General features: G+C 55.2%; 20 protein-coding genes. 11 read left to right on the top strand and 9 right to left on the bottom strand.

Translation table 11 applies throughout. The features are described 5' to 3' along the window. Positions 1-37: 37 nt before the first annotated feature. Positions 38-709, bottom strand: a complete 672-nt coding sequence (locus tag FHW68_RS02565; RefSeq protein ID WP_095632914.1) for a GntR family transcriptional regulator — start codon at positions 707-709, stop codon at positions 38-40. Between the two features lie 340 nt (positions 710-1,049). Here FHW68_RS02565 and FHW68_RS02560 point away from each other — a divergent pair, with 340 nt between their 5' ends. Continuing rightward, complete coding sequence (locus FHW68_RS02560) at positions 1,050-2,726, top strand: MFS transporter (RefSeq protein ID WP_183678573.1); 1,677 nt, start codon at positions 1,050-1,052, stop codon at positions 2,724-2,726. A 63-nt stretch (positions 2,727-2,789) separates the two neighbouring features. Here the strand turns inward: FHW68_RS02560 and FHW68_RS02555 are convergent, their stop codons facing one another. The 3 genes from FHW68_RS02555 to FHW68_RS02545 all read right to left on the bottom strand — a co-directional run bounded on the left by FHW68_RS02555 (position 2,790) and on the right by FHW68_RS02545 (position 5,964). Further along, the gene (locus FHW68_RS02555; protein WP_095632912.1) at positions 2,790-3,317 is read right to left on the bottom strand and encodes a cytochrome b/b6 domain-containing protein; all 528 of its coding nucleotides are present in this window, start codon (positions 3,315-3,317) and stop codon (positions 2,790-2,792) included. A 7-nt stretch (positions 3,318-3,324) separates the two neighbouring features. Beyond that, positions 3,325-3,588 carry a PepSY domain-containing protein gene (locus FHW68_RS02550; RefSeq protein ID WP_095632911.1) on the bottom strand — a complete coding sequence of 88 codons (264 nt, stop codon included), beginning with the start codon at positions 3,586-3,588 and terminating at the stop codon, positions 3,325-3,327. Positions 3,589-3,840: 252 nt separating this feature from the next. Continuing rightward, a complete protein-coding gene (locus FHW68_RS02545) occupies positions 3,841-5,964 on the bottom strand; it encodes a TonB-dependent siderophore receptor (RefSeq protein ID WP_095632910.1) in 2,124 nt (707 codons plus the stop codon). A 160-nt stretch (positions 5,965-6,124) separates the two neighbouring features. Here FHW68_RS02545 and FHW68_RS02540 point away from each other — a divergent pair, with 160 nt between their 5' ends. The 6 genes from FHW68_RS02540 (at position 6,125) to FHW68_RS02515 (ending at position 11,524) form a co-directional block, all read left to right on the top strand. Next, positions 6,125-6,487 (top strand): metalloregulator ArsR/SmtB family transcription factor, encoded by a 363-nt coding sequence (locus tag FHW68_RS02540; protein ID WP_183678571.1) that lies wholly within the window; start codon positions 6,125-6,127, stop codon positions 6,485-6,487. A gap of 32 nt (positions 6,488-6,519) precedes the next feature. Further along, positions 6,520-7,236 carry an arsenical resistance protein ArsH gene (gene arsH / locus FHW68_RS02535; protein ID WP_183678569.1) on the top strand — a complete coding sequence of 239 codons (717 nt, stop codon included), beginning with the start codon at positions 6,520-6,522 and terminating at the stop codon, positions 7,234-7,236. Between the two features lie 10 nt (positions 7,237-7,246). Further along, positions 7,247-8,251 (top strand): ArsJ-associated glyceraldehyde-3-phosphate dehydrogenase, encoded by a 1,005-nt coding sequence (locus FHW68_RS02530; protein WP_183678567.1) that lies wholly within the window; start codon positions 7,247-7,249, stop codon positions 8,249-8,251. Between the two features lie 9 nt (positions 8,252-8,260). Next, positions 8,261-9,481: an organoarsenical effux MFS transporter ArsJ gene (gene arsJ / locus FHW68_RS02525; RefSeq protein WP_183678565.1), complete on the top strand. Its 1,221-nt coding sequence runs from the start codon at positions 8,261-8,263 to the stop codon at positions 9,479-9,481. A gap of 338 nt (positions 9,482-9,819) precedes the next feature. Next, the gene (locus FHW68_RS02520; RefSeq protein WP_095632905.1) at positions 9,820-10,419 is read left to right on the top strand and encodes a serine protease; all 600 of its coding nucleotides are present in this window, start codon (positions 9,820-9,822) and stop codon (positions 10,417-10,419) included. Positions 10,420-10,621: 202 nt separating this feature from the next. Next, complete coding sequence (locus tag FHW68_RS02515) at positions 10,622-11,524, top strand: universal stress protein (protein ID WP_183678563.1); 903 nt, start codon at positions 10,622-10,624, stop codon at positions 11,522-11,524. On the opposite strand, the gene FHW68_RS02510 is transcribed toward FHW68_RS02515, so the two are convergent. Further along, the gene (locus FHW68_RS02510; protein ID WP_183678561.1) at positions 11,518-11,928 is read right to left on the bottom strand and encodes a hypothetical protein; all 411 of its coding nucleotides are present in this window, start codon (positions 11,926-11,928) and stop codon (positions 11,518-11,520) included. The two genes, FHW68_RS02515 and FHW68_RS02510, sit on opposite strands and share 7 nt — an antisense overlap. Before the next feature lie 334 nt (positions 11,929-12,262). Between FHW68_RS02510 and FHW68_RS02505 the strand changes: the two genes are divergently transcribed. Next, positions 12,263-13,099 carry an undecaprenyl-diphosphate phosphatase gene (locus tag FHW68_RS02505; RefSeq protein WP_095632902.1) on the top strand — a complete coding sequence of 279 codons (837 nt, stop codon included), beginning with the start codon at positions 12,263-12,265 and terminating at the stop codon, positions 13,097-13,099. Positions 13,100-13,153: 54 nt separating this feature from the next. On the opposite strand, the gene rfaH is transcribed toward FHW68_RS02505, so the two are convergent. From rfaH to FHW68_RS27125, 4 genes are all read right to left on the bottom strand, one after another. Beyond that, positions 13,154-13,660 carry a transcription/translation regulatory transformer protein RfaH gene (gene rfaH / locus FHW68_RS02500; protein WP_183678559.1) on the bottom strand — a complete coding sequence of 169 codons (507 nt, stop codon included), beginning with the start codon at positions 13,658-13,660 and terminating at the stop codon, positions 13,154-13,156. Then, complete coding sequence (locus tag FHW68_RS02495) at positions 13,657-14,088, bottom strand: phosphomannomutase (RefSeq protein WP_183678557.1); 432 nt, start codon at positions 14,086-14,088, stop codon at positions 13,657-13,659. Before FHW68_RS02495 ends, rfaH begins: the two co-directional genes overlap by 4 nt. Positions 14,089-14,164: 76 nt before the next feature. After that, positions 14,165-14,998 (bottom strand): UTP--glucose-1-phosphate uridylyltransferase GalU, encoded by an 834-nt coding sequence (gene galU, locus FHW68_RS02490; RefSeq protein WP_095632899.1) that lies wholly within the window; start codon positions 14,996-14,998, stop codon positions 14,165-14,167. A 494-nt stretch (positions 14,999-15,492) separates the two neighbouring features. Next, the gene (locus tag FHW68_RS27125; RefSeq protein WP_260296358.1) at positions 15,493-15,732 is read right to left on the bottom strand and encodes a hypothetical protein; all 240 of its coding nucleotides are present in this window, start codon (positions 15,730-15,732) and stop codon (positions 15,493-15,495) included. Between FHW68_RS27125 and FHW68_RS02485 the strand changes: the two genes are divergently transcribed. The 3 genes from FHW68_RS02485 (at position 15,646) to FHW68_RS02475 (ending at position 19,982) form a co-directional block, all read left to right on the top strand. Then, positions 15,646-16,086: a low molecular weight protein-tyrosine-phosphatase gene (locus tag FHW68_RS02485; protein WP_260296343.1), complete on the top strand. Its 441-nt coding sequence runs from the start codon at positions 15,646-15,648 to the stop codon at positions 16,084-16,086. The genes FHW68_RS27125 and FHW68_RS02485 overlap by 87 nt on opposite strands. Before the next feature lie 44 nt (positions 16,087-16,130). Then, on the top strand, positions 16,131-18,359 hold the full coding sequence (locus FHW68_RS02480) for a polysaccharide biosynthesis tyrosine autokinase (RefSeq protein ID WP_183678553.1): 2,229 nt from the start codon (positions 16,131-16,133) through the stop codon (positions 18,357-18,359). Between the two features lie 297 nt (positions 18,360-18,656). Continuing rightward, entirely contained in the window at positions 18,657-19,982 is a 1,326-nt protein-coding gene (locus tag FHW68_RS02475; protein WP_183678551.1) for a UDP-glucose/GDP-mannose dehydrogenase family protein, read from the top strand. Positions 19,983-20,225: the final 243 nt, after the last annotated feature.

The raw sequence follows: 20,225 nt of genomic DNA, 5'->3' as shown, positions 1-20,225 counted from the left end.
TGTGCCGATGACGAAATCAGCACAGCGAGCGGAAGGCTCAGTGCGTGTGAGGCAGGTGCTCGAACAGGGTCTTGCAGACCCCGGCAATGTGCTCGTCCAGCAACTTCACCGCCAGATCCACGTCCCCGGCACGACAGGCTTTGATGATTTCACGGTGCTCGTGATCAGCCCGTTCCTTGCCGGCCGACAGGCTCATTTGCATGCGCAGGTAGCGCTCAAGCTTGTCGTTGACCGAGCGGATCAGGCTCACCAGGAACGGCCGTTGCGCCGGCTCGTAGAGGCAAGCGTGCAGCTCCCAATTGAGTTCGGCCCAGCGGCCCACGTCGTCCTCGCCGATGAACTCCTGACAGATGCGCTCGGCACGGGCGAAGGTTTCTTCGGTCATGTTGGGAATGGCCAGGCGCAGTATCTTGTCTTCGAGCAACATCCGCACTTCGAACATCTGCGCCAGTTCGGCATCGGACAGCCGCGTGACCATCGCTCCGCGATTGCGCTGGAACATCACCAGCCCTTCGGCTTCCAGCCGCTTGAGGGCCTCGCGCACCGGGATCTTGCTGACGTTGAACTGGCGAGCGATGTCGTCCTGGCGAATCGGCTCATCTTCGGCGAAATGCCCGGCGACGATCGCGTCCCGCAGATGACGGGTGATGATTTCCGAGGTCGAAGGGGTGTTGCCAAGGTCGGGAGCGTTGAGTTTGGGTAGGTTCACGGCAGCGGTCGTTTGGAGTGAGATGGCGATAGGGTATACGAAATTCCTTCACTGCGAAGTTCCGGGCGATGGTCACCCCGAAGAATAGGTATCAGCGAGCGCCACCCAGACGTTCACTGGCCTAAATAGTCATTCGGCAACGCGTCGGCCGGGATGGCCGAGTGGATATCTGCGCGAAGCCGATTATGCTTCAGACAAACCTTGCAGCGATGCGAGGCCGTCAGCCTGTTTCCATGCTTTGCGCAATCCTTGATCCGATGACATCAGCCCTGGGGCCTGGGTGCGGTAAAAAAATAATGAGGTACTCCGGCCTACAACAAGAGCAAGACGGAGAAGAATCATGGCCGCAATCGACAATACAACCACAGGCAGCGCGCCTAATCGCGGGATCACCAGGGAGGAGCGCAAAGTCATTTTCGCCTCGTCCCTGGGCACTGTGTTCGAGTGGTATGACTTTTACCTTTACGGCTCCCTCGCCGCGATCATCGCCAAGCACTTCTTTGCTGGCGTCAATGAGACAACGTCCTTCATCTTTGCGCTGCTCGCGTTCGCCGCGGGCTTTGCCGTACGCCCCTTCGGCGCCGTCGTATTCGGTCGACTGGGTGACATGATCGGGCGCAAGCACACCTTCCTCATCACTATTGTCATCATGGGTGTCTCCACCGCCGTCGTGGGCTTCTTGCCCGGCTATGCGACCATCGGCGTGGCGGCGCCGATCATTCTGATCACCCTGCGCCTGTTGCAAGGCCTGGCCCTGGGCGGTGAATACGGCGGGGCGGCGACCTACGTGGCCGAACATGCGCCCAAAGGCAAACGCGGCTACTTCACCTCGTGGATCCAGACCACCGCGACCCTCGGCCTGTTTCTTTCGCTGCTGGTGATCCTCGCCTGTCGAACCCTTCTCGGCACCGAAGCGTTCGAGGCCTGGGGCTGGCGGATTCCCTTCCTGCTGTCGATTCTGTTGTTGATCATCTCGGTATACATCCGCTTGCAACTCAGCGAGTCGCCGGTGTTCTTGAAGATGAAGGCGGAAGGCAAGTCTTCCAAGGCGCCGCTGACCGAATCCTTCGCCCGCTGGGAAAACCTCAAGATAGTGATCATGGCGTTGCTTGGCGGTACCGCCGGCCAAGCCGTGGTCTGGTATACCGGGCAGTTCTATGCGCTGTTCTTCTTGCTGCAGACGCTGAAGATTGACCCGCAGACTGCCAACTTCCTGATTGCCGGCTCGCTGCTGATCGGCACGCCGTTCTTCATCGTATTCGGCAGCCTGTCCGATCGTATCGGCCGCAAGGGCATCATCATGGCGGGCTGCATCCTCGCGGCGCTGACGTACTTTCCGATCTTCAAGGCGTTGACCCAGTACGGCAACCCCGACGTGTTCGCCGCGCAGGCGAAAAACCCGGTGACCGTGGTCGCCGACCCCGGCCAGTGCTCGTTCCAGTTCGACCCGGTGGGCAAGGCCAAATTCACCAGCTCCTGCGACCTCGCCAAAACCGTGCTGGCGAAAAAGGCCATTCCCTACAATAACGAAAAGGCCGAGCCGGGCACTGTCGCGCAGGTGCGCATCGGCGGCAAGGTGATCCCGAGTTTCGAGGGCACCGGCATGCCGGCGGCGGATTTCAAGGCCCGCAACGATGCCTTCGTCGCTACCCTGGGCACCGCCCTCAAGGACGCCGGTTACCCCGAGAAGGCCGACCCGGCGAAGACCAACTATCCGATGGTGCTGTTGCTCCTGACCATTCTGGTGATTTACGTCACCATGGTTTACGGCCCGATCGCCGCCTGGCTGGTGGAGCTCTTCCCGGCGCGCATCCGTTATACCTCGATGTCGTTGCCCTATCACATCGGCAATGGCTGGTTCGGCGGCTTTCTGCCCACGGTGGCATTCGCGATGGTCGCGGCCACGGGGGATATCTACTACGGGCTGTGGTACCCGATCGTCATCGCCGTGATGACGGCCATTCTCGGCACGTTCTTTCTGCCGGAAACCAAGGATCGGGAAATTCATCACACCTAGGATTGGCACCTGCCCTTTCCCGCAAGGGGGAGGGCAATGTGCAGTATCAGCAGGCTTTGAGCGCTAGCGCTTACGCCGATGGCCAGTGATCATCGATAGGGGCAGGTTTTCACGCAGGCGCACGCTCTCCACCAACGCCGCGACGATATGCACGCAAACCAATGCGAGCAGTGTATCGGCCATCAACTCGTGAACATCACGCAGCCAGTCTTCGCCCCAGAAATAGTCCACTTCTTCCATCAAGAAGCCGCTGATACCAAGACCCGTCATCAACAGCAGCATGAGGACCATCACCAGTGCACCGATGGGCGAATGCCCCATGCGGTGATAGCCCTTGCCGGAAAATAGCGCCCGGCCATGCTGAACGACCCGCGTCGGCGTCGGCCAGAAGTCTGACCAGCGCGCCGAGGGCGGGCCGATGAACCCCCACACCACACGCACCAGCACGACAGCCACGGCGTAATAGCCGAGCCAGCGATGCCAGCTGTCACCTTCCTCATTGAGGAAGTAGTCGCTGATGAAGACAACCACCAGGGACCAGTGGCAAATGCGTACGAGCGGGTCCCAGAGGCGCAGGGTTTCAGCGTTCACAGAGGGCCTATTCGATCTCTTCTTTCACGACTTTTCCGGTGACCGGGTCGAAGTAGATCTCGACTTTGCGCTTGTCTTTGTCCCAGCCGTAGATCTCGTAGCAATTGCCGCTCGTGACCTTGAATTTCTTGATGTCATAGCCCTTGGCCTTGAGCTCTTCCTGAAATTTGGCCTGATCCTGCCATTGGGCCTTGTCGGTGGTAGTGCATTGAGGGCCGGCGAAGGCCACGGGGGAGGCGGCAAGAAGCGAGAGCAACAGAAGTTTACGCATGGGTTTTCCTCTGAATATTGTTGTCTGACAACGCGAGAGATTCTCATCACGCTGTGCGCGCTGAAGGTTAGTCGAGCTTTGAATCGTTGTCACTGTGTTGCGGGTTCAAACCAACGCCCTGGCGTTTGAACCACTGGAGGAGCCAGGCTTGCCGGCGAAGGCGTCCTTCAGAACGCCTTCGCCGGCAAGCCTGGCTCCTACATGTCCGCACTTAACTGACCGGCATTGTGGTATTGGATTTCAGGTTTCCACTCAGAATCGGTAGTTGGTGCTCAGCTCCAGCGTGCGTGGCGCTCCGGGAGTGATCAGGTCCACCGAGCCATGGGCCGAGGCGTAATAGTCCTTGTCGAAGACGTTACGCAAGCGCAGCGCCATGTCCCATTTCGGCAGGTTGTAGAGCAACGCCGCGTCGAAGGTGGTGTAAGCGGGCATGACCACCCGATTATCCAGGGCGGTATAACGGTCATCGACATAGTTCGCCCCCATGCCTACGCGCCAGGTATTGGTCAGCGAGCGCACCAGCCAGAGGTTGGCACTGTGACGCGGGGTCAACGTGGGTGTCTGGCCTTCGTTGGCAACGCCATTGGTTCGGCTGTTGGACTTGGTGATCTCGGCATCCAGATAGGCATAGCCGGCATAGACCTGCCACTTGTCACTCAACTGCCCGCTGGCGGTCAATTCAAGACCGTCGGTGCGCTGCTCGCCAGCCAGGACCAGTTTGGTCGGGTTCGCCGGATCGGTCGTTTTCATGTTGGTGCGTTCCAGCCGGAACAGCGCCGCTGTCAACGCCAGGCGATTGTCGAGCAGGTCCCACTTGCCGCCGATCTCGTAGTTGGTGGTTTGCTCTGGTTCAAGGTCCTGGTTGGTAGTGCTCAGGGCAAAGACTTCGGAGGAAGGTTGGTAGGAGCGACTCACCGAAATGTAGTAGGACTGAACCTGATCAGGCTGATAGACCAGGCCTGCGCGCGGGCTCCAGGTGTTGTCGGTTCGGGACATTGAGGCACCCGTCAGGTCATCCGAATACTCCTGATCGAACACGTCATAGCGCACGCCCAACAGGGCTTTCCAGTGTGGGGTCAGTTCAATCAGATCCTGGACGTAAAAACCGGCCGTGTCCTGGGTGGTGGTGCCCTTGGCGGTTTGTCGGTTGGCCTGGAACGGCACGTCGACCAAGCCATCGCGGTACACCGGAACCCGCGCCACGTTGCTTTGGCTGAAGACCGATTGGTCCTTGACCTGACGTCCCAGTTCAACGCCATAAAGAAGGTTGTGGTTCATCCCGGCCAGCGTGGCCTGTTGTTTCAGTTCGGTCTGGTTGAACCAGCCGTCTTCCTTGCGCTGCACGTTGCCGCGATTGAGTTTGACCAGCAATTCGCCGTTGGGGGCGGTGACGAAACGTGTCGGGCTGGAGTCGGCAAGTGTGTTGTTGCGATCCAGATCGTAGTGGTAATAGCGGCTGGTGTTGCTCAGGGTGAAATCGTCGTTGATGCGATAATCGACGCCGGCCGTGAACGAAAATACTTCGCTGCGGGTGTAATCGTCATCCGGGTCGGCGGAACCGAAGCGCTTGTCGCGATCCACATCGACCGGGCGATCGCCCCGCGCGGGAATGCCGAAATCGATCAAGCGTTTGTCGTAGAGGTACGTGGCCCCCAGGTTCAACTCAAGATCGTCGGAGAGTTTGAAGTAAGCCGAAGGTGCAATGGCCTTGCGATCGATATAGCCGTCATCGCGGAAGGTGTCGCTGTTCTCCAGCGCGCCGGTCACCCGGAACGCCTTGTCGTTTTGCTGCTGATCGGCCCAGCCGGCGTCGAACTGCGTGCGCTTTTTACCTTCGCTGTCGACGCTGACACCCACCTCTTGCTTGGGAGTGAAATTGGGTTTCTTGCTGATGCTGTTGATCAGGCCACCGGATGATCCACGGCCATAGAGCACCGCTGCCGGCCCCTTGATCACTTCCACGCGCTCGACGTTGGACAGATCGCGGAAATACAGCGCGTCGTCACGAACGCCGTCGACGTACATGTCGCCGATGGCACTGAAGCCGCGAATGGTGACTTGGTCGCGTTGGCCATCGCCATTGGAAAGACCGACGCCGGGGACGTTTTTCAACACGTCTTCCATCGACTGCGCGCCTTGATCCTTGATCACGCTCTGGGGGATCACGTTCACCGTTTGCGGGATATCCCGCAGCGGGGCGTCGATCTTCAGCGCACTGCGGCTGTCGGTCGGCCGATAGCTCTGCTCGCTGTAATCACTGGTCACAGCGGTTGCAGGCAGGGCCAATGTCGATTGGGTTTGTGCTTGCAAATCAGGTACTGCAAAAAGCCCCAACAGTGAGAGAGAGGCGGGGTGAATGCGCGGTAAAGCCACCATGAGCTCCTTTTTTAATTATCGCGTGAATGATAACGATTATCTTTTGTAAGTAAATAAATATCATTCACAGATGGAGTCGACACATAGGCCGTTGAATTTCACATGCGGAAAAACGTATATTCGCCAAACCGCATATGAGCGCCCGTCGCAGAGAAACCCAATGGCTGACCTGACGCCGACCACTGTTTTCAAATGCCTGGCTGACGACAACCGGGTCCGCATGATGTTGCTCATCGCCCATGAGGGAGAGCTGTGCGTCTGCGAGCTGACGTGCGCGTTGGATGAGAGCCAGCCCAAAGTCTCCAGGCACCTGGCGCAGTTACGCACTTGCGGATTGCTCTCGGACCGGCGGCAGGGCCAATGGGTTTACTACCGACTGCACCCCAATCTTCCGGGCTGGGTGCATCAGGTGCTGAGCGTGGTGCTTGAGTCCAACAGGCATTGGTTGAGCCCGGATGCCAAACGCCTTGAACAAATGGGTGACCGTCCCGAACGCGCAGCGGCTTGCTGCCCGGCTCGATGATTTCAGACGCGCTATTGCGCAGGACAATGACCATGCACGATGACCACATGCCCCATCTCGATACCGAACTGGTTGATCTCCCGTCGACCGACAAGCTCGGCATCGAACACACTTCCAGCCACAAACCGCGCATTTTGCTGCTGTACGGATCGACCCGTGAGCGCTCCTTCAGTCGCTTGCTGGTCGAGGAAGCTGCCCGTTTGCTAGAGCATTTCGGTGCCGAGACACGGGTTTTCGATCCGTCTGGTTTGCCGCTGCCTGATGATGCCGGCGACGATCACCCACGGGTGCAGGCGCTGCGCGAATTGATGATGTGGTCGGAAGGGCAGGTCTGGTGTTCACCCGAACGTCACGGTTCGATGAGTGCAGTGTTCAAGGCGCAGATCGACTGGGTGCCGCTCGCGATGGGCGCCATACGTCCGACCCAGGGCAAGACCCTCGCCGTGATGCAAGTGTGCGGCGGCTCGCAGTCGTTCAACGTCGTCAATCAGTTGCGGGTGCTGGGGCGCTGGATGCGCATGTTCACCATTCCCAACCAATCCTCCGTGCCGAAGGCCTATCTGGAATTCGACGTTAACGGCCGGATGAAACCTTCGCCGTTCTACGACCGTGTCGTGGATGTGATGGAAGAGCTGGTGAAATTCACCTTGTTGCTGCGCGACCGTCAGGACTATCTGGTCGATCGATATTCCGAACGCAAGGAATCGGCGCAAGCCCTCATGAAACGTGTCAATCAGCGCTCTATTTGAAGGAGGAAACATGACGATCAAAGTGGGCATCAATGGTTTTGGCCGCATCGGTCGCCTCGCACTGCGAGCAGCCTGGAGCTGGCCAGAGTTTGAATTCGTGCAGATCAACGACCCGGCTGGCAATGCGCTAACGCATGCGCACCTGCTGAACTTCGACTCGGTGCATGGCCGTTGGAATTATCAGGCGGACGCCGAAGGTGATTGCGTCGTCATCGAAGGCAAGCGAATCAAGGTAACGGCCAACAAGGCGATCGCCGACACCGATTGGTCGGGCTGCGACCTGGTGATCGAAGCCAGCGGCAAGATGAAGACCGTCGCGGTGCTTCAGGCTTACCTGGACCAAGGCGTGAAACGTGTGGTGGTCAGCGCTCCGGTGAAGGAAAAGGGCGCGCTGAACATCGTCATGGGCGTCAACCATCAGCTGTTCAACCCGGCGGAACATCGTATTGTCACCGCCGCGTCATGCACCACCAACTGCCTGGCGCCTGTGGTGAAGGTGATCCACGAAAAACTGGGCATTCGCCACGGTTCGATCACCACCATCCACGACTTGACCAACACTCAGAGCATCCTCGATCAGCCACACAAGGATCTGCGTCGCGCCCGTGCGTCGGGCATGAGTTTGATCCCGACCAGCACCGGCTCGGCCACCGCGATTGCCGAAATCTTCCCGAAGCTGCGCGGGCGTCTCAATGGCCACGCCGTGCGCGTACCGTTGGCCAACGCTTCGCTGACCGATTGTGTCTTTGAAGTCGAGCGCGCCACCACCGTCGAAGAAGTGAATCAGTTCCTCAAGAACGCGTCCGAAAACGAACTGAAAGACATTCTCGGTTTCGAGGAGCGTCCGCTGGTGTCCATCGACTACCGCACCGATCCACGCTCATCGATCATCGATGCGCTGTCGACCATGGTCGTCAACGGCACCCAGGTCAAACTCTATGCCTGGTACGACAATGAATGGGGTTACGCGAACCGCACCGTCGAACTGGCCAGAATGGTCGGCCTGGCCGTTTAAGGAGCGGTGATGAAAGCGTTGTCAGCCCTCACGCCTCAAGTGCGGCAGTACTTGCTCGTGACAGGCAATTACTGGGCCTTCACCCTCACCGATGGTGCTTTGCGCATGTTGGTGGTGTTGCACTTTCACACGTTGGGCTACAGCCCGCTGCAAATCGCGGCGTTGTTTCTGTTCTATGAACTCTTTGGCGTGATCACCAATCTGCTGGGCGGTTATCTCGGCGCTCGACTGGGCCTGAACCGGACCATGAACATCGGGCTGGGGATGCAGGTTGTGGCGCTGTTGATGCTGACGGTGCCCGTGGCCTGGCTGACGATTCCTTGGGTGATGGGTGCGCAGGCGCTGTCGGGGATCGCCAAGGACCTGAACAAGATGAGCGCCAAAAGCTCGATCAAGTTGTTAGTGCCCGATGGGCAACAGGGCAAGCTTTACCAATGGATTGCCATCCTCACCGGCTCGAAGAATGCACTCAAGGGTGTCGGTTTCTTTCTTGGCGGGGCATTGCTTGCCCTGATCGGGTTCAAAGGAGCATTGCTGGCCATGGCGGCGGTGCTGGCGCTGATCTGGGTCAGCAGCTTGATCCTGTTGAAAAAGGATCTGGGCAAGGCCAAAGCCAAGCCCAGGTTTCGCGACATCCTGTCCAAGAGCCGGGCCATCAACATTCTGTCGGCGGCGCGGATGTTCCTGTTTGGCGCCCGCGATGTCTGGTTTGTCGTGGCGTTGCCGGTGTACCTGAGCAGCGTCTTCGGCTGGGATTTCTGGAAGGTCGGTGGATTCCTTGCGATCTGGGTGATCGGCTACGGTATCGTGCAATCGTTCGCGCCGCGAATCACCGGAAAGAAGCGGGGGCATGTCCCGGATGGCCGCGCTGCGTTTTTGTGGGCGCTTGCTTTGGCAGGCCTGCCCGCGGCAATCGCTCTGGGGCTGAACACCGGGTTTTCGCAGCAGGCGGTGCTGTTAGGCGGGTTGATGGTTTTTGGGGCGCTGTTCGCGGTGAACTCCTCGCTGCACAGCTATTTGATCGTGTCCTATGCCAAGGAAGACGGCGTGTCGCTGGACGTGGGTTTTTACTACATGTCCAATGCCATGGGCCGGCTGATCGGCACCGTGCTCTCCGGCTGGGTTTATCAGGCTTTCGGGCTGGAGGCGTGTTTAGGGATATCCAGCGCATTTGTTATTTTCGCGGCCATGATTTCTATGGCGTTACCGAGGCATGCCGACGCGCGTTAAGTTGCTCTAATGACGGCTTTTTTACTCTTTTTTAGTTGAAGTTTTAAACTTTGATTTCTGTTTTTATTTGTCGCCGTGTCATTTTTCAGGCGTCAAATATTTGCAACTTTGTATATGGATCGAAAAGTAATTAGTCTTAGCACAATTTAGTTGTACGCATTCTTTACAACTTCAGCCATAAATAAACGCACCGGAGCAGGCTGCGAGGAAGAACAAAAGCCAGACAATTAAAAAAATCGCCACAATAAAAATCAAATCCTCCTTATAAGTCGGTGATCATCATGATTAAAATCATGACCTACTTTTTAATAGGAGCTGGTATTGCAGGATGCAACGGTATGGTAAAGCCCGACTTGTCGGGGCCTGCCAATGACTCATATTTTTCCGTCTTCTCGGGCTTTCCTTTGCCTTATCTGTACATGGCCTCGGCTGTGCAATGGAACGAAGACTATGCCGTCACCACGCGTCACACCCCTCTCGTTCGCAACGTGAAATACACCTGCAGCACTGGTTGCGACCTGGTTTTCATCCAGCACAAGGCCGACGGCCGCTACCCGTCATGGCGCGAACCGCGTGTGGGTGAACACATCACTGCCGTGGGCGCGAGCCCCTACATGACCACCGTCACCGGGCAAGGCAAAGTGTACCCGGCGCCTTTCATCAACAGTGATGAAGGCAGCGGCGAACGCTATTCCATCCATGACGCCCCGATGATTAAAGGGATGTCGGGTGGTCCCGTTATTGGCAGTGACGGCAACATTGTCGGCATCAATGTCGGTTTTTTCTCCACGACGCTTAATGACGTCAGTTTTCACCCTGGGTTAAAGGGCGCTCAGCGGGTCAGCATCTTTATCCCTTATGCGACTATTCAGCGTGAATGGCAGCTGATGCAAGTCAAGCTTAATGATCCACATGGCGCGCAGTATGCAAAGAAGTAACGTAGCATCGTCAATCAACTAGCCGTCGGGATGGGTTCATCGTAGGGGTTACGATGAACCACCTCTTGGCGGGTTAGTTGAATCCAGGCGTATATTGATTGTGTCGCATCCGGGTTATTGAAGCGATAGCAGATCGCTGGCGGTGCGACAGACAAGAGACTGGGGGCGCGAGCAGATATCCCAGAACGTTTGGAGGTATGACATGAGCCAGTATCAACGACTCTTTCTAATAGCCGGCCCCACCATGCGTCACACGCCGGCGCTGCAGCGAGCCGTCGCCATTGCCGAAGCCACGGGCGCAGCGCTGCATATCACGGTATTTATCGAAGATTTCAACATCCTGGGTTTGATCCATGCCAGTGCGCGGTTTCGTGAGGCTTGCCAGCAAGAGAACGAAAAATGGCTCAAGGATGAAGCCGATCTGATTCGTGGACGCGGGATCAACCTGAGTACCGAGGTGCTGTTCACTCGCGACGCGCTGCAAGAGATCCTTCAGCACGTGACAACAACGCAGGCGGATCTGGTCATCAAGGATGTGCAGCATGAGTCGGCGCTCAAGCGCGTTTTCATTACGCCTCTGGATTGGCATCTGCTGCGCGAATGTCCGGTGCCTGTTCATCTGGTCAGTGAAGTCAGTTGCCCACTTCCGCGGGTGATCGTGGCGGCTGTCGATCCGTCGCATCCAGAGACTCAGATCACTGGAATCAACGACCTGATCGTCCAGGCAGCGAACGAATTGGCAATCCAATGCCATGCAGAAATGCATCTGCTGTATGCCTACGATCTATCGCAGACGCATATATCCGATGCGGGCGCGGGTGCAGTGACGATGCCCGGCTTCAACAGCGACCTGCGCAAGTCGTTGCATAAGTCATTCATGGCATTGGCCGATCATTACGGCGTGCCCGCCGAACGGCAACACTTCGTTGCAGGGCCGCCAGGCAAGGCACTGGCCGACTTTGCTGCGCATCACCGGGCCGACGTGATCGTCATGGGCAATGCGCACCGCAAGGGGCTGGAAAAATGGGTGGGCAGTACCACGGAGCATGTTCTGTATCGGGTGCCCTGCAACATTCTCGCCGTCGCCGGGCAAGCGGATCAATGAATGGACTCGTTGTGAGATGAGCTGGAACCTCGGCGGCCCGCGCGGGATTTTTTCAGGGCGCGCGCCGAAATATCCTGGAAGGTGTCACTGTCAGTCGCCGCGAGCAGCTTTTCGCCGTCCTTCAAGGTGGCCATAAAAGTCACTTCGGTATTTTTTCCGGCGAGCAGGTAGCCGGCAATGGCGCCGACGGGACCGAGCAACATGGCACCTGCGAGTCCCAGGCCGATGGCGCTCTTTATATTTTTGTTGGAATCAGTGTTCTGAACGGTCAGGTCCTTGAATTCCGAGACCGGGAAGCTGGTTCCAACCCGGGGCTTGAGGGAGGTTTTGAGGGTGATGGTTCCAAGGTGATATTCCCCGTCGCACTGCGGGAAGTCACCGGCGAGCACTATGATCTTTGCCATATGAAATGTTCTCTTGGGCGATCATTTTTGGGTAGAACATTGCGCGCGCCCCAAGCCTAAACGTCAACGATCCGACGATGAGTGGCATCCATGAATTCGCGATATACAAGTGCCGATTCTGCAAAGAATTTCATTTACAGGCGTCCTCGGATCGAAGGGCATTTCAGGAGCGCGGCTCCCGGCGCTGCGACATGGACGTTTTATAACGTTTAGCTCAAGCGGGCAGAGAGTGCGCTTTAATCCTCCGCTGGTCCGACAGGTTTAAGCGCGACCAGAATCAAATGTTCGGCATCATCAACAGACCTTTCAGCCGAAAGGGTTTAACGGGGGATTAATGGACTTCTGGACCACCACGCAAGTATCGATTCTAGGATTGGTTGAAGGGCTTACAGAGTTTTTGCCCATCTCCAGTACCGGTCATCAGATCATTGCCGCGGACTTGCTCGATTTCGGCGGAGAGCGAGCCATGGCGTTCAATATCATCATTCAGTTGGGGGCCATTCTGGCGGTCGTCTGGGAGTTTCGTCGCAAGATTCTGGAGATCACTACCGGTTTGCCGACCCAGCGCAATGCGCAACGTTTCACCTTGAATTTATTGATCGGTTTCTTGCCGGCGGTTGTGCTGGGTGTGATGTTCGCCGACAAAATCCATGAGTATCTTTTCAACCCGATCACCGTGGCCGTGGCGCTGGTGACAGGTGGCATCATCATGTTGTGGGCAGAGCAACGCGAGCATGTGGTGGTTATCGATCACGTGGACGAGATGCGCTGGACCGATGCCTTGAAAGTCGGATGCGCACAGTGCCTGGCAATGATTCCCGGCACTTCGCGCTCGGGTTCGACGATTATCGGCGGGTTGCTGTTTGGCCTGTCACGCAAGACGGCTACCGAGTTTTCATTCTTCCTGGCGATGCCGACGATGGTGGGGGCCGCAGTGTATTCGGGCTATAAGTACCGGGACCTGTTCCAGGCTGCAGACTTGCCGGTGTTTGCCTTGGGGTTTGTTGCCGCATTCCTCTTTGCGATGATTGCCGTGCGCGGTTTGCTCAAGTTCATCGCCAATCATAGTTATGCGGTGTTCGCCTGGTACCGGATTGCATTCGGTTTGCTGATTCTGGCGACATGGTTTTTGGGTTGGATCGACTGGAATCATCTCTCGACAGGGGCGTAGGTCTGTGGCGAGCAAGGTTGCTCGCCACATTTTTTTTTGACTCAAGGCCCGTATCTAAATCTTGTTAACCCCAGCCAATGGCAGGCTGATGCGCTGTTCACGTTGCAGGAAATTCATCATCAACAGCACCCGTTCCTCGCCATCCATGGCCAGGAACACCGCCTCAAGATCAGAGAACGGGCCTTCAGTGATGCGCACCGTATCTCCGTGCCTCAACAACGTTGTGACGATCGCCTGACCGTCTTGCTCCTGGAGCTCGTCGATCAGCGCATCGCGGATCGGCAATGGCTGACCGCCGAACCCGACCACTCGCGAAACGCCACGGGTCGAGCGCAGTGGGCCCCAGCTGTCCTGAAGGCTCAGTTGGATAAACAGATAGCCCGGAAACAACGACTCGCTGATCACCCGACGCTGCCCGCGCAAAACGCGCTCACGCCGGTAGGTCGAACGAAAACAGGCGTAGCCCTGACGCTGTAAATGCTCTTGGGCGCGCTCATCCTGTTTGGGCTTGCACTGAAGCAGATACCAGGCTTTGGCGGTGTGCTCTGCAATCGCGTTCATTTGAATACCCTCTCGGCGTCGATGTGCTTCAGCACCTCGGCGGTTTTGTGCTGCATGAACGAGCTGTCGCCGCGGCTTTCCACGGTCAGGCACGTCACGCAACCATCCTCCAGAAGACGCAAGCTGAGACGCCAGTCGGTAAAGACCAGGTTCAGCCCATCACTCTCGTCTATGTCGAGGGCATCGGCGGCATAACGTTGCCTGATGCTCGCCATCAACGCCGGCCCATCCTTGACACGACGGCGGATTTCCCCGGAAGAGGGGAAGGCACCGATGCGTTCCACCAGCAGCACCGGCTGTTTCTGCACCCGCGCAAAAATCAGCTCCGATGCATAGGCACGCACGATGAGGTACGCGAGGTTGTTCTTAAGGTCAGCGCCATACGGGCGGCGACTGTCATCTGCCTTGAAACCGCTCAATGTCTTCATAGAGGCTTCGTCCATAGGGTAATAAAGACCAAAAAATCAATTCGATAACGCACACGATTGTCAGGGTTCAGCGCCGTCAAAAGGTGTTCTTGTGCAGGTGCTCGAAACAGAAGTTGGTCGCTTCGATGTAACCTTCGGCGCCGCCGCAATCGAAGCGTTGTCCCTCGAATTTGTAAGCCAGCACGCAACCGTTCTGGGCCTGCTTCATCAAGGCGTCGGTGATCTGGATTTCACCGCCCTTGCCAGGCTCGGTGTCGGCGATCAGGTCAAAGATATCGGGGGTCAGAATGTACCGACCAATAATGGCCAGGTTGGACGGGGCGTCTTCCGGGCGGGGTTTTTCGACCATGCTGTTGACCCGGTAAATACCTTCGCGAATCAGCTCGCCGGCAATCACGCCGTACTTTTGCGTCTGCTCACGGGGCACTTCCTGGATCGCCACGATCGAGCAACGGAACTGTTCGTAGAGCTTGAGCATTTGCGCCAGCACGCCATCGCCCTCAAGGTTCAGGCACAGGTCGTCGGCCAGCACCACGGCGAATGGCTCATCACCGATCAGCGAACGACCGCTGAGAATGGCGTGACCCAGGCCCTTCATCTCTACTTGGCGGGTATAGGAAAAAGTACAGTTATCGATCAGCTCACGAGTGCCTTCCAGGAATCGCTCCTTATCAGTGCCGCGAATCTGGTGTTCGAGCTCGAAGCTGACATCGAAATGATCCTCCAGCGCTCGCTTGCCCCGGCCAGTGACGATGGCCATATGTTGCAGGCCGGCGTCGCGCGCTTCCTCGACGGCGTATTGGATCAGCGGCTTATTGACGATCGGCAGCATCTCCTTCGGCATGGCCTTGGTGGCAGGCAAAAAACGGGTCCCATAGCCGGCAGCAGGGAATAGGCATTTACGAATCATGGAAGCGTCCTTGAAAGTAGACAGATGAGTAATGGCAGTAGGAAAGGTTCGACTCAATTGTCGAAACCGGCACGCTGAAGAGTGCGGGCTCTAAATGGCCCGATCACTCGAGAAAAATATTCGCAACCCTGCAGGGGCTGTGAAAACTCTGTACGCCATGGTTAAGCGAGGCGCAGGCAGAGAAAATCGTGCGGTCGGTTGATAGGCGAGCACGCCTGGTTGTTCCACGGCATGCTCCTGATACAACCCGCTGTAAACAAAGTTATTGCCCAAGGCATCTCTTTACCTAACTTCTAATCGAATGGCCGACGCCCTGGCAAAGCACTAACGGAACGGCTATATATTAACCGTTCGCTGTTTCGGTGTAATTTAGATTGAACGGTCGCGGGAAAACGACAATTGTTAGAAATTGTCTGGATAAATTCCTGCACTGTTATTTTCACGCTCAAAGAGTGAAATGTTATTTTTTGTCTGGAGAAAAAGTTGGGGGCTGTTCAAGCGTCATGGTAATAAATACGCACTGATGGTTTGAAAGTTTCAGTTGCAGTTACCGGGTTATGAATACCCGGATTCATTCGTAGTTTAAAGCTCTTATGTTCGGCAAGTGCTATGTCACCGCCAATGTTGACAAGACGGGGAATGTTATCTTGCTTAAAAGGGTTTTGATTGTCTGCGTCGGCAATATTTGCCGCAGTCCCACCGCGGAGCATTTGCTGCGCGGGGCGCTCGTTCATTCCGATATCCAGGTCAGTTCCGCTGGCCTCGCTGCCTTGGTGGGCAAACCCATCGAGTCGACGGCACACGCCGTGCTCACCGAACATGGTCATCTGCCCCATGAGCACCAAGCCGTTCAGCTCACCTCTCAAGCCGTCAGTGAGGCGGACTTGATTCTGGTGATGGAGCGGCGACATGTCAGTGGCGTGCTCAACATTGCCCCTGAAGCGCGAGGCAAAGTGTTGCTATTGGGCAAATGGCAAGACGATCGCGAAATCAGCGACCCCTACCGTCAAGGCAAACCTGCATTTGTGCACGCTTATGCGTTGATCGAAGAAGCCGTACACGCATGGGCACAGCGCCTGGCGCGCTGATGGCCACTCCTTATTGAATCGAATAAAGGCAAAGAATCCGACTTATGCAGCAAGCACCGGTAGTTAACGTGCGGGACGACGACAATGACGAGATTGATCTTCTCGGCTTGTTTGGAACACTCATCGACCATAAATGGCTGATTGCCGCGATAACCGGCGCCTTCATGGTGGCTGGGGCCGCGTACGCGGTGCTTGCAACTCCGGTATACCAGGCAAATGCGCTGTTGCAGGTTGAAGCGAAAAAGAACGATTTGTTGGGCTTTTCCGATGTCAGCAGCATGTTGGGAAAAGAGTCGCCTTCGGCGACCGAGATCGAACTGATCAAGTCTCGTGCGGTGATTGGCAAGACGGTTGATAACCTGAAACTTGATATCGTCATACAACCGATGTACTTCCCGGTTGTCGGTGAGTTCCTGGCGCGTCGGTTCCAGAATAAAAATCCCGGTGAAATATCCGATCCTTTGTTGGGACTGAACAGTTTCGCCTGGGGAGGGGAGTCGCTGAAGATATTCAAACTGGAACTTCCCGACTCGCTACTGGGCAAGAAGTTGACCCTGACCGCGGGTGAAAACGGTCATTACACCTTGGTGGACGAAGACGACAACGTTTTGGCGGCCAGCCAGGCTGGGCAACTTTTCGAACAAAATGGCGTTGCGTTCCAAATAGAAGAAATGCACGCCAATCCTGGAACCCGCTTCACTATCATCCGCAATTCTCGCCTGGCCAGCATCCTCGATTACCAAGAGGATTTGGATGTAGCCGAGCGCGGAAAAGAGTCGGGCATGATCGGTCTGGCGCTGGAAAGCACAGATCCTGATAAGGCCATTAAAACCCTCAATGAAATTGCCGCTATTTATGTGCGGCAAAACGTAGAGCGTACTTCCGCTGAGGCCGCGCAGAGCCTGGCGTTTCTCAAAGAGCAACTTCCGGTGGTCAAGAAGGACCTGGAAAAAGCCGGGAATGCGTTGAATGAATACCAGACACGCAGCAAGTCCGTGGACATCACGCTCGAAACCAAAGCCATTCTCGATCAGATTGTCGGGCTGGATACCAGCATCTCCGAGTTGAAGCTGCAGCAAGCCGAGATGGACCGTAAATTCACCCGCCAACATCCCGCCTATCGCGCCTTGTTGACGCAGATTGGTGAATTGAGCAGCAAGCAGAAAAGTCTGGCGTCCAAAGTGGAGGGCCTTCCCTCCACCCAGCAAGAACTCCTGAGTCTTACCCGGGATGTGGAGGTTGGTACGGCCATTTATACCCAGCTGCTGAATAAATCTCAGGAGCTGGATGTAATGCGTGCGGGCACCGTAGGTAACGTGCGCCTGATCGATACTGCGGATGTCAATTTCCTGAAGCCGGTCAAACCGAAAAAAGCTTTGATTGTATTGATCGCTACCATTCTTGGCGGCTTCCTGGCGGTGGCCCTGGTGCTGGTACGCAAGGCGCTGAACCGAGGGCTGGAAAGTCCCGAAGCCATTGAGCAACTTGGGTTGCCGGTCTACGCGTCGATTCCTTACAGCATTCTGCAGAAAAGTGAAGAAGACAAAATCTCCCGTGGACGAGGGCGCTCCGGGGCAGGTACTACGTTGCTGGCCGTCAGCCATCCTACCGATCTGGCGATCGAGGCGTTGCGCAGTCTGCGTACCAGTCTGCACTTCGCCATGCACGAAGCCGACAATAACCGCCTGATGATTTCCGGGCCTAGCCCTCAGGTGGGTAAAACCTTCGTGTCGGTCAACCTCGCGGTGGTGATAGCACAAACCGGGTTGCGGGTATTACTGATCGATGTCGACATGCGCAAGGGCTATCTGCACAAAGTGTTAGGTGTTCCTGCAGACAATGGGCTCTCCGATATCCTGGCCCGGCGCTGTGATGTGGCTACCGCTATCCATAAGACCACAATCGACAACTTCGATTTTGTCAGTCGAGGTCAGATCCCGCCCAATCCTTCCGAGTTACTGATGCACGCCAATTTCAGCAAATTATTGGAGCAGGCGAGCAAGCAATACGATCTGGTAATTCTCGATACGCCACCGATATTGGCAGTGACAGACGCGGCGATCGTCGGACGCTTGTCTGGGACTAACCTGATCGTGACGCGCTATGGCCTGAACCCGGCGAAAGAAATTGAGTTGACGGTCCGTCGGTTCTCCCAGAATGGCGTTGCCATTAAAGGTGCGATTTTTAACGGCGTGGAGAAAAAGGCCTCCAATAAATATGGCTACAGTGATTATGGTTATTACCATTATGACTACGCCTCTGACAAAAGTTGATGAGTATTATTAGGGTCGCGTCATAAGTTTAGATTTTTGACGGCGTTACTGTTCTTGAATATTTATCGTTATTGCTGCGCCGGGTCATTAGCCAATAGGCATGATCAAACCGATATTTCATGGAAACCACCACGTCCTGAGGAAAATGACGAAAAATCCTGGGGCGGTAGCGTGTCTTATACCGCCTCCTTCCTCATCGGTCATTCTCTTTAAGGGCTATCAAAGAGCCTAAGGTTACTTCGGTTTTCAGTGGACGGCGTGAGCCAAAAAACAACGTTTGTATCACAGGTAATCATCATGAAAGTCACTGTATTCGGAATTGGCTACGTAGGTCTTGTTCAAGGGGCGGTGCTCGCCGAGATTGGCCACGATGTAATTTGTGTGGACGTAGATGAGCAAAAAGTAAGAAATCTGGAACAGGGGATTATTCCAATCTATGAGCCTGGACTGGAAGTCTTAGTTAAAGAGAATTACAGCGCTGGAAGATTGAAATTCACTACAGATGCTATAACTGCAGTGAAACATGGAGAGGTTCAATTCATTGCGGTAGGCACACCTCCTGACGAGGACGGATCTGCGGACCTAAAATATGTGCTGGCCGTTGCAGAAACGATAGCAAGTAACATTGAGAGCAATTGCATTATCATTAACAAATCTACCGTTCCTGTTGGGACGGCTGATAAAGTGAGAGACCGAGTTGCGAGCGTACTTTCTGAACGCGGTCGCACTGATCTCTCATTTGACGTTGCATCGAATCCAGAATTTTTAAAAGAAGGTTCTGCAGTATCTGACTGCATGCGTCCAGACCGGATAATTGTCGGAACAGAGCAAGCTAGCACAGAAGAAGTCATACGTGACCTCTATGCTCCATTCAATCGAAATCACGAAAAAATAATTGTCATGGATATTCGCAGCGCGGAGCTGACGAAATATGCAGCTAACTGCATGCTTGCTACAAAAATCAGCTTTATGAATGAGATTTCTAACTTGTCAGAAATGCTCGGGGCTGATATCGAAATGGTGCGAAAAGGCATAGGTTCAGATCCAAGAATTGGCTATCACTTCATCTATGCTGGATCCGGCTATGGTGGATCTTGCTTTCCTAAAGATGTAAAAGCTCTCATTAAAGCTTCCGAACAGCTAGACTTTGATGCAACACTTCTGAAGTCGGTAGAAGCAAGAAACAACGATCAAAAGAGCGTGATTTTCAGAAAAATAATTAACCACTACGATGGAAATATTGCAGGAAAAACATTCGCTCTTTGGGGTTTAAGTTTTAAACCGAATACGGATGATATGCGTGAAGCACCTAGTCGCGTACTGATTGAGGCTCTATGGAAAAGTGGCGCCAAGGTTAGAGCGTATGATCCGGAGGCGATGGAAGAAACTCAACGTATTTACAGCAATCGTGATGACTTGAGTCTATGCGGAACCAAAGAAGAGACTTTAAAAGAAAGCGATGCGTTAATCATCATTACCGAATGGCAGGCCTTCAAAGCGCCCGATCTAGATCAAATTAAAAGCCAGCTTCGCGAGCCTGTAATATTTGACGGAAGAAATCTTTTCAACCCTCAAAAGCTTAAAGACAAAGGCATTAAGTATTACTCCATAGGCCGCCAGTAGCTTTGTGAGTGAAGTGGGGCTTTAGTCTTGGACAGTTTGGCAACTGGTAGCCATGCATTTAAGCTGAAATAATCATGTATTCGTTTTCGGCATACTAGCGCCATTGCAATGATATCACTGTTCCAGCATCCATCCAGGTCCATATATTACTGTAATTGTATGACCTGGATCTTGCTGGTCATCTCAGCCAACTTGGTCAGACACAAAAGCGATCAGGCTATTGAAGTCAACTACTTAAACAAT

The organism is Pseudomonas sp. Tn43, assembly GCF_014192635.1.
GTDB lineage: Bacteria > Pseudomonadota > Gammaproteobacteria > Pseudomonadales > Pseudomonadaceae > Aquipseudomonas.
This window is presented reverse-complemented; position numbering and strand designations above follow the sequence as displayed.

Coding starts and splice junctions, on each gene's coding strand:
- FHW68_RS02560 (WP_183678573.1), top strand. CDS start 1,050: ATGGCCGCAATCGACAATACAACCACAGGCAGCGCGCCTAATCGCGGG.
- FHW68_RS02550 (WP_095632911.1), bottom strand. CDS start 3,588: ATGCGTAAACTTCTGTTGCTCTCGCTTCTTGCCGCCTCCCCCGTGGCC.
- FHW68_RS02545 (WP_095632910.1), bottom strand. CDS start 5,964: ATGGTGGCTTTACCGCGCATTCACCCCGCCTCTCTCTCACTGTTGGGG.
- FHW68_RS02540 (WP_183678571.1), top strand. CDS start 6,125: ATGGCTGACCTGACGCCGACCACTGTTTTCAAATGCCTGGCTGACGAC.
- arsH (WP_183678569.1), top strand. CDS start 6,520: ATGCACGATGACCACATGCCCCATCTCGATACCGAACTGGTTGATCTC.
- FHW68_RS02530 (WP_183678567.1), top strand. CDS start 7,247: ATGACGATCAAAGTGGGCATCAATGGTTTTGGCCGCATCGGTCGCCTC.
- arsJ (WP_183678565.1), top strand. CDS start 8,261: ATGAAAGCGTTGTCAGCCCTCACGCCTCAAGTGCGGCAGTACTTGCTC.
- FHW68_RS02520 (WP_095632905.1), top strand. CDS start 9,820: ATGGTAAAGCCCGACTTGTCGGGGCCTGCCAATGACTCATATTTTTCC.
- FHW68_RS02515 (WP_183678563.1), top strand. CDS start 10,622: ATGAGCCAGTATCAACGACTCTTTCTAATAGCCGGCCCCACCATGCGT.
- FHW68_RS02510 (WP_183678561.1), bottom strand. CDS start 11,928: ATGGCAAAGATCATAGTGCTCGCCGGTGACTTCCCGCAGTGCGACGGG.
- FHW68_RS02505 (WP_095632902.1), top strand. CDS start 12,263: ATGGACTTCTGGACCACCACGCAAGTATCGATTCTAGGATTGGTTGAA.
- rfaH (WP_183678559.1), bottom strand. CDS start 13,660: ATGAACGCGATTGCAGAGCACACCGCCAAAGCCTGGTATCTGCTTCAG.
- FHW68_RS02495 (WP_183678557.1), bottom strand. CDS start 14,088: ATGAAGACATTGAGCGGTTTCAAGGCAGATGACAGTCGCCGCCCGTAT.
- galU (WP_095632899.1), bottom strand. CDS start 14,998: ATGATTCGTAAATGCCTATTCCCTGCTGCCGGCTATGGGACCCGTTTT.
- FHW68_RS27125 (WP_260296358.1), bottom strand. CDS start 15,732: ATGAACGAGCGCCCCGCGCAGCAAATGCTCCGCGGTGGGACTGCGGCA.
- FHW68_RS02480 (WP_183678553.1), top strand. CDS start 16,131: ATGCAGCAAGCACCGGTAGTTAACGTGCGGGACGACGACAATGACGAG.
- FHW68_RS02475 (WP_183678551.1), top strand. CDS start 18,657: ATGAAAGTCACTGTATTCGGAATTGGCTACGTAGGTCTTGTTCAAGGG.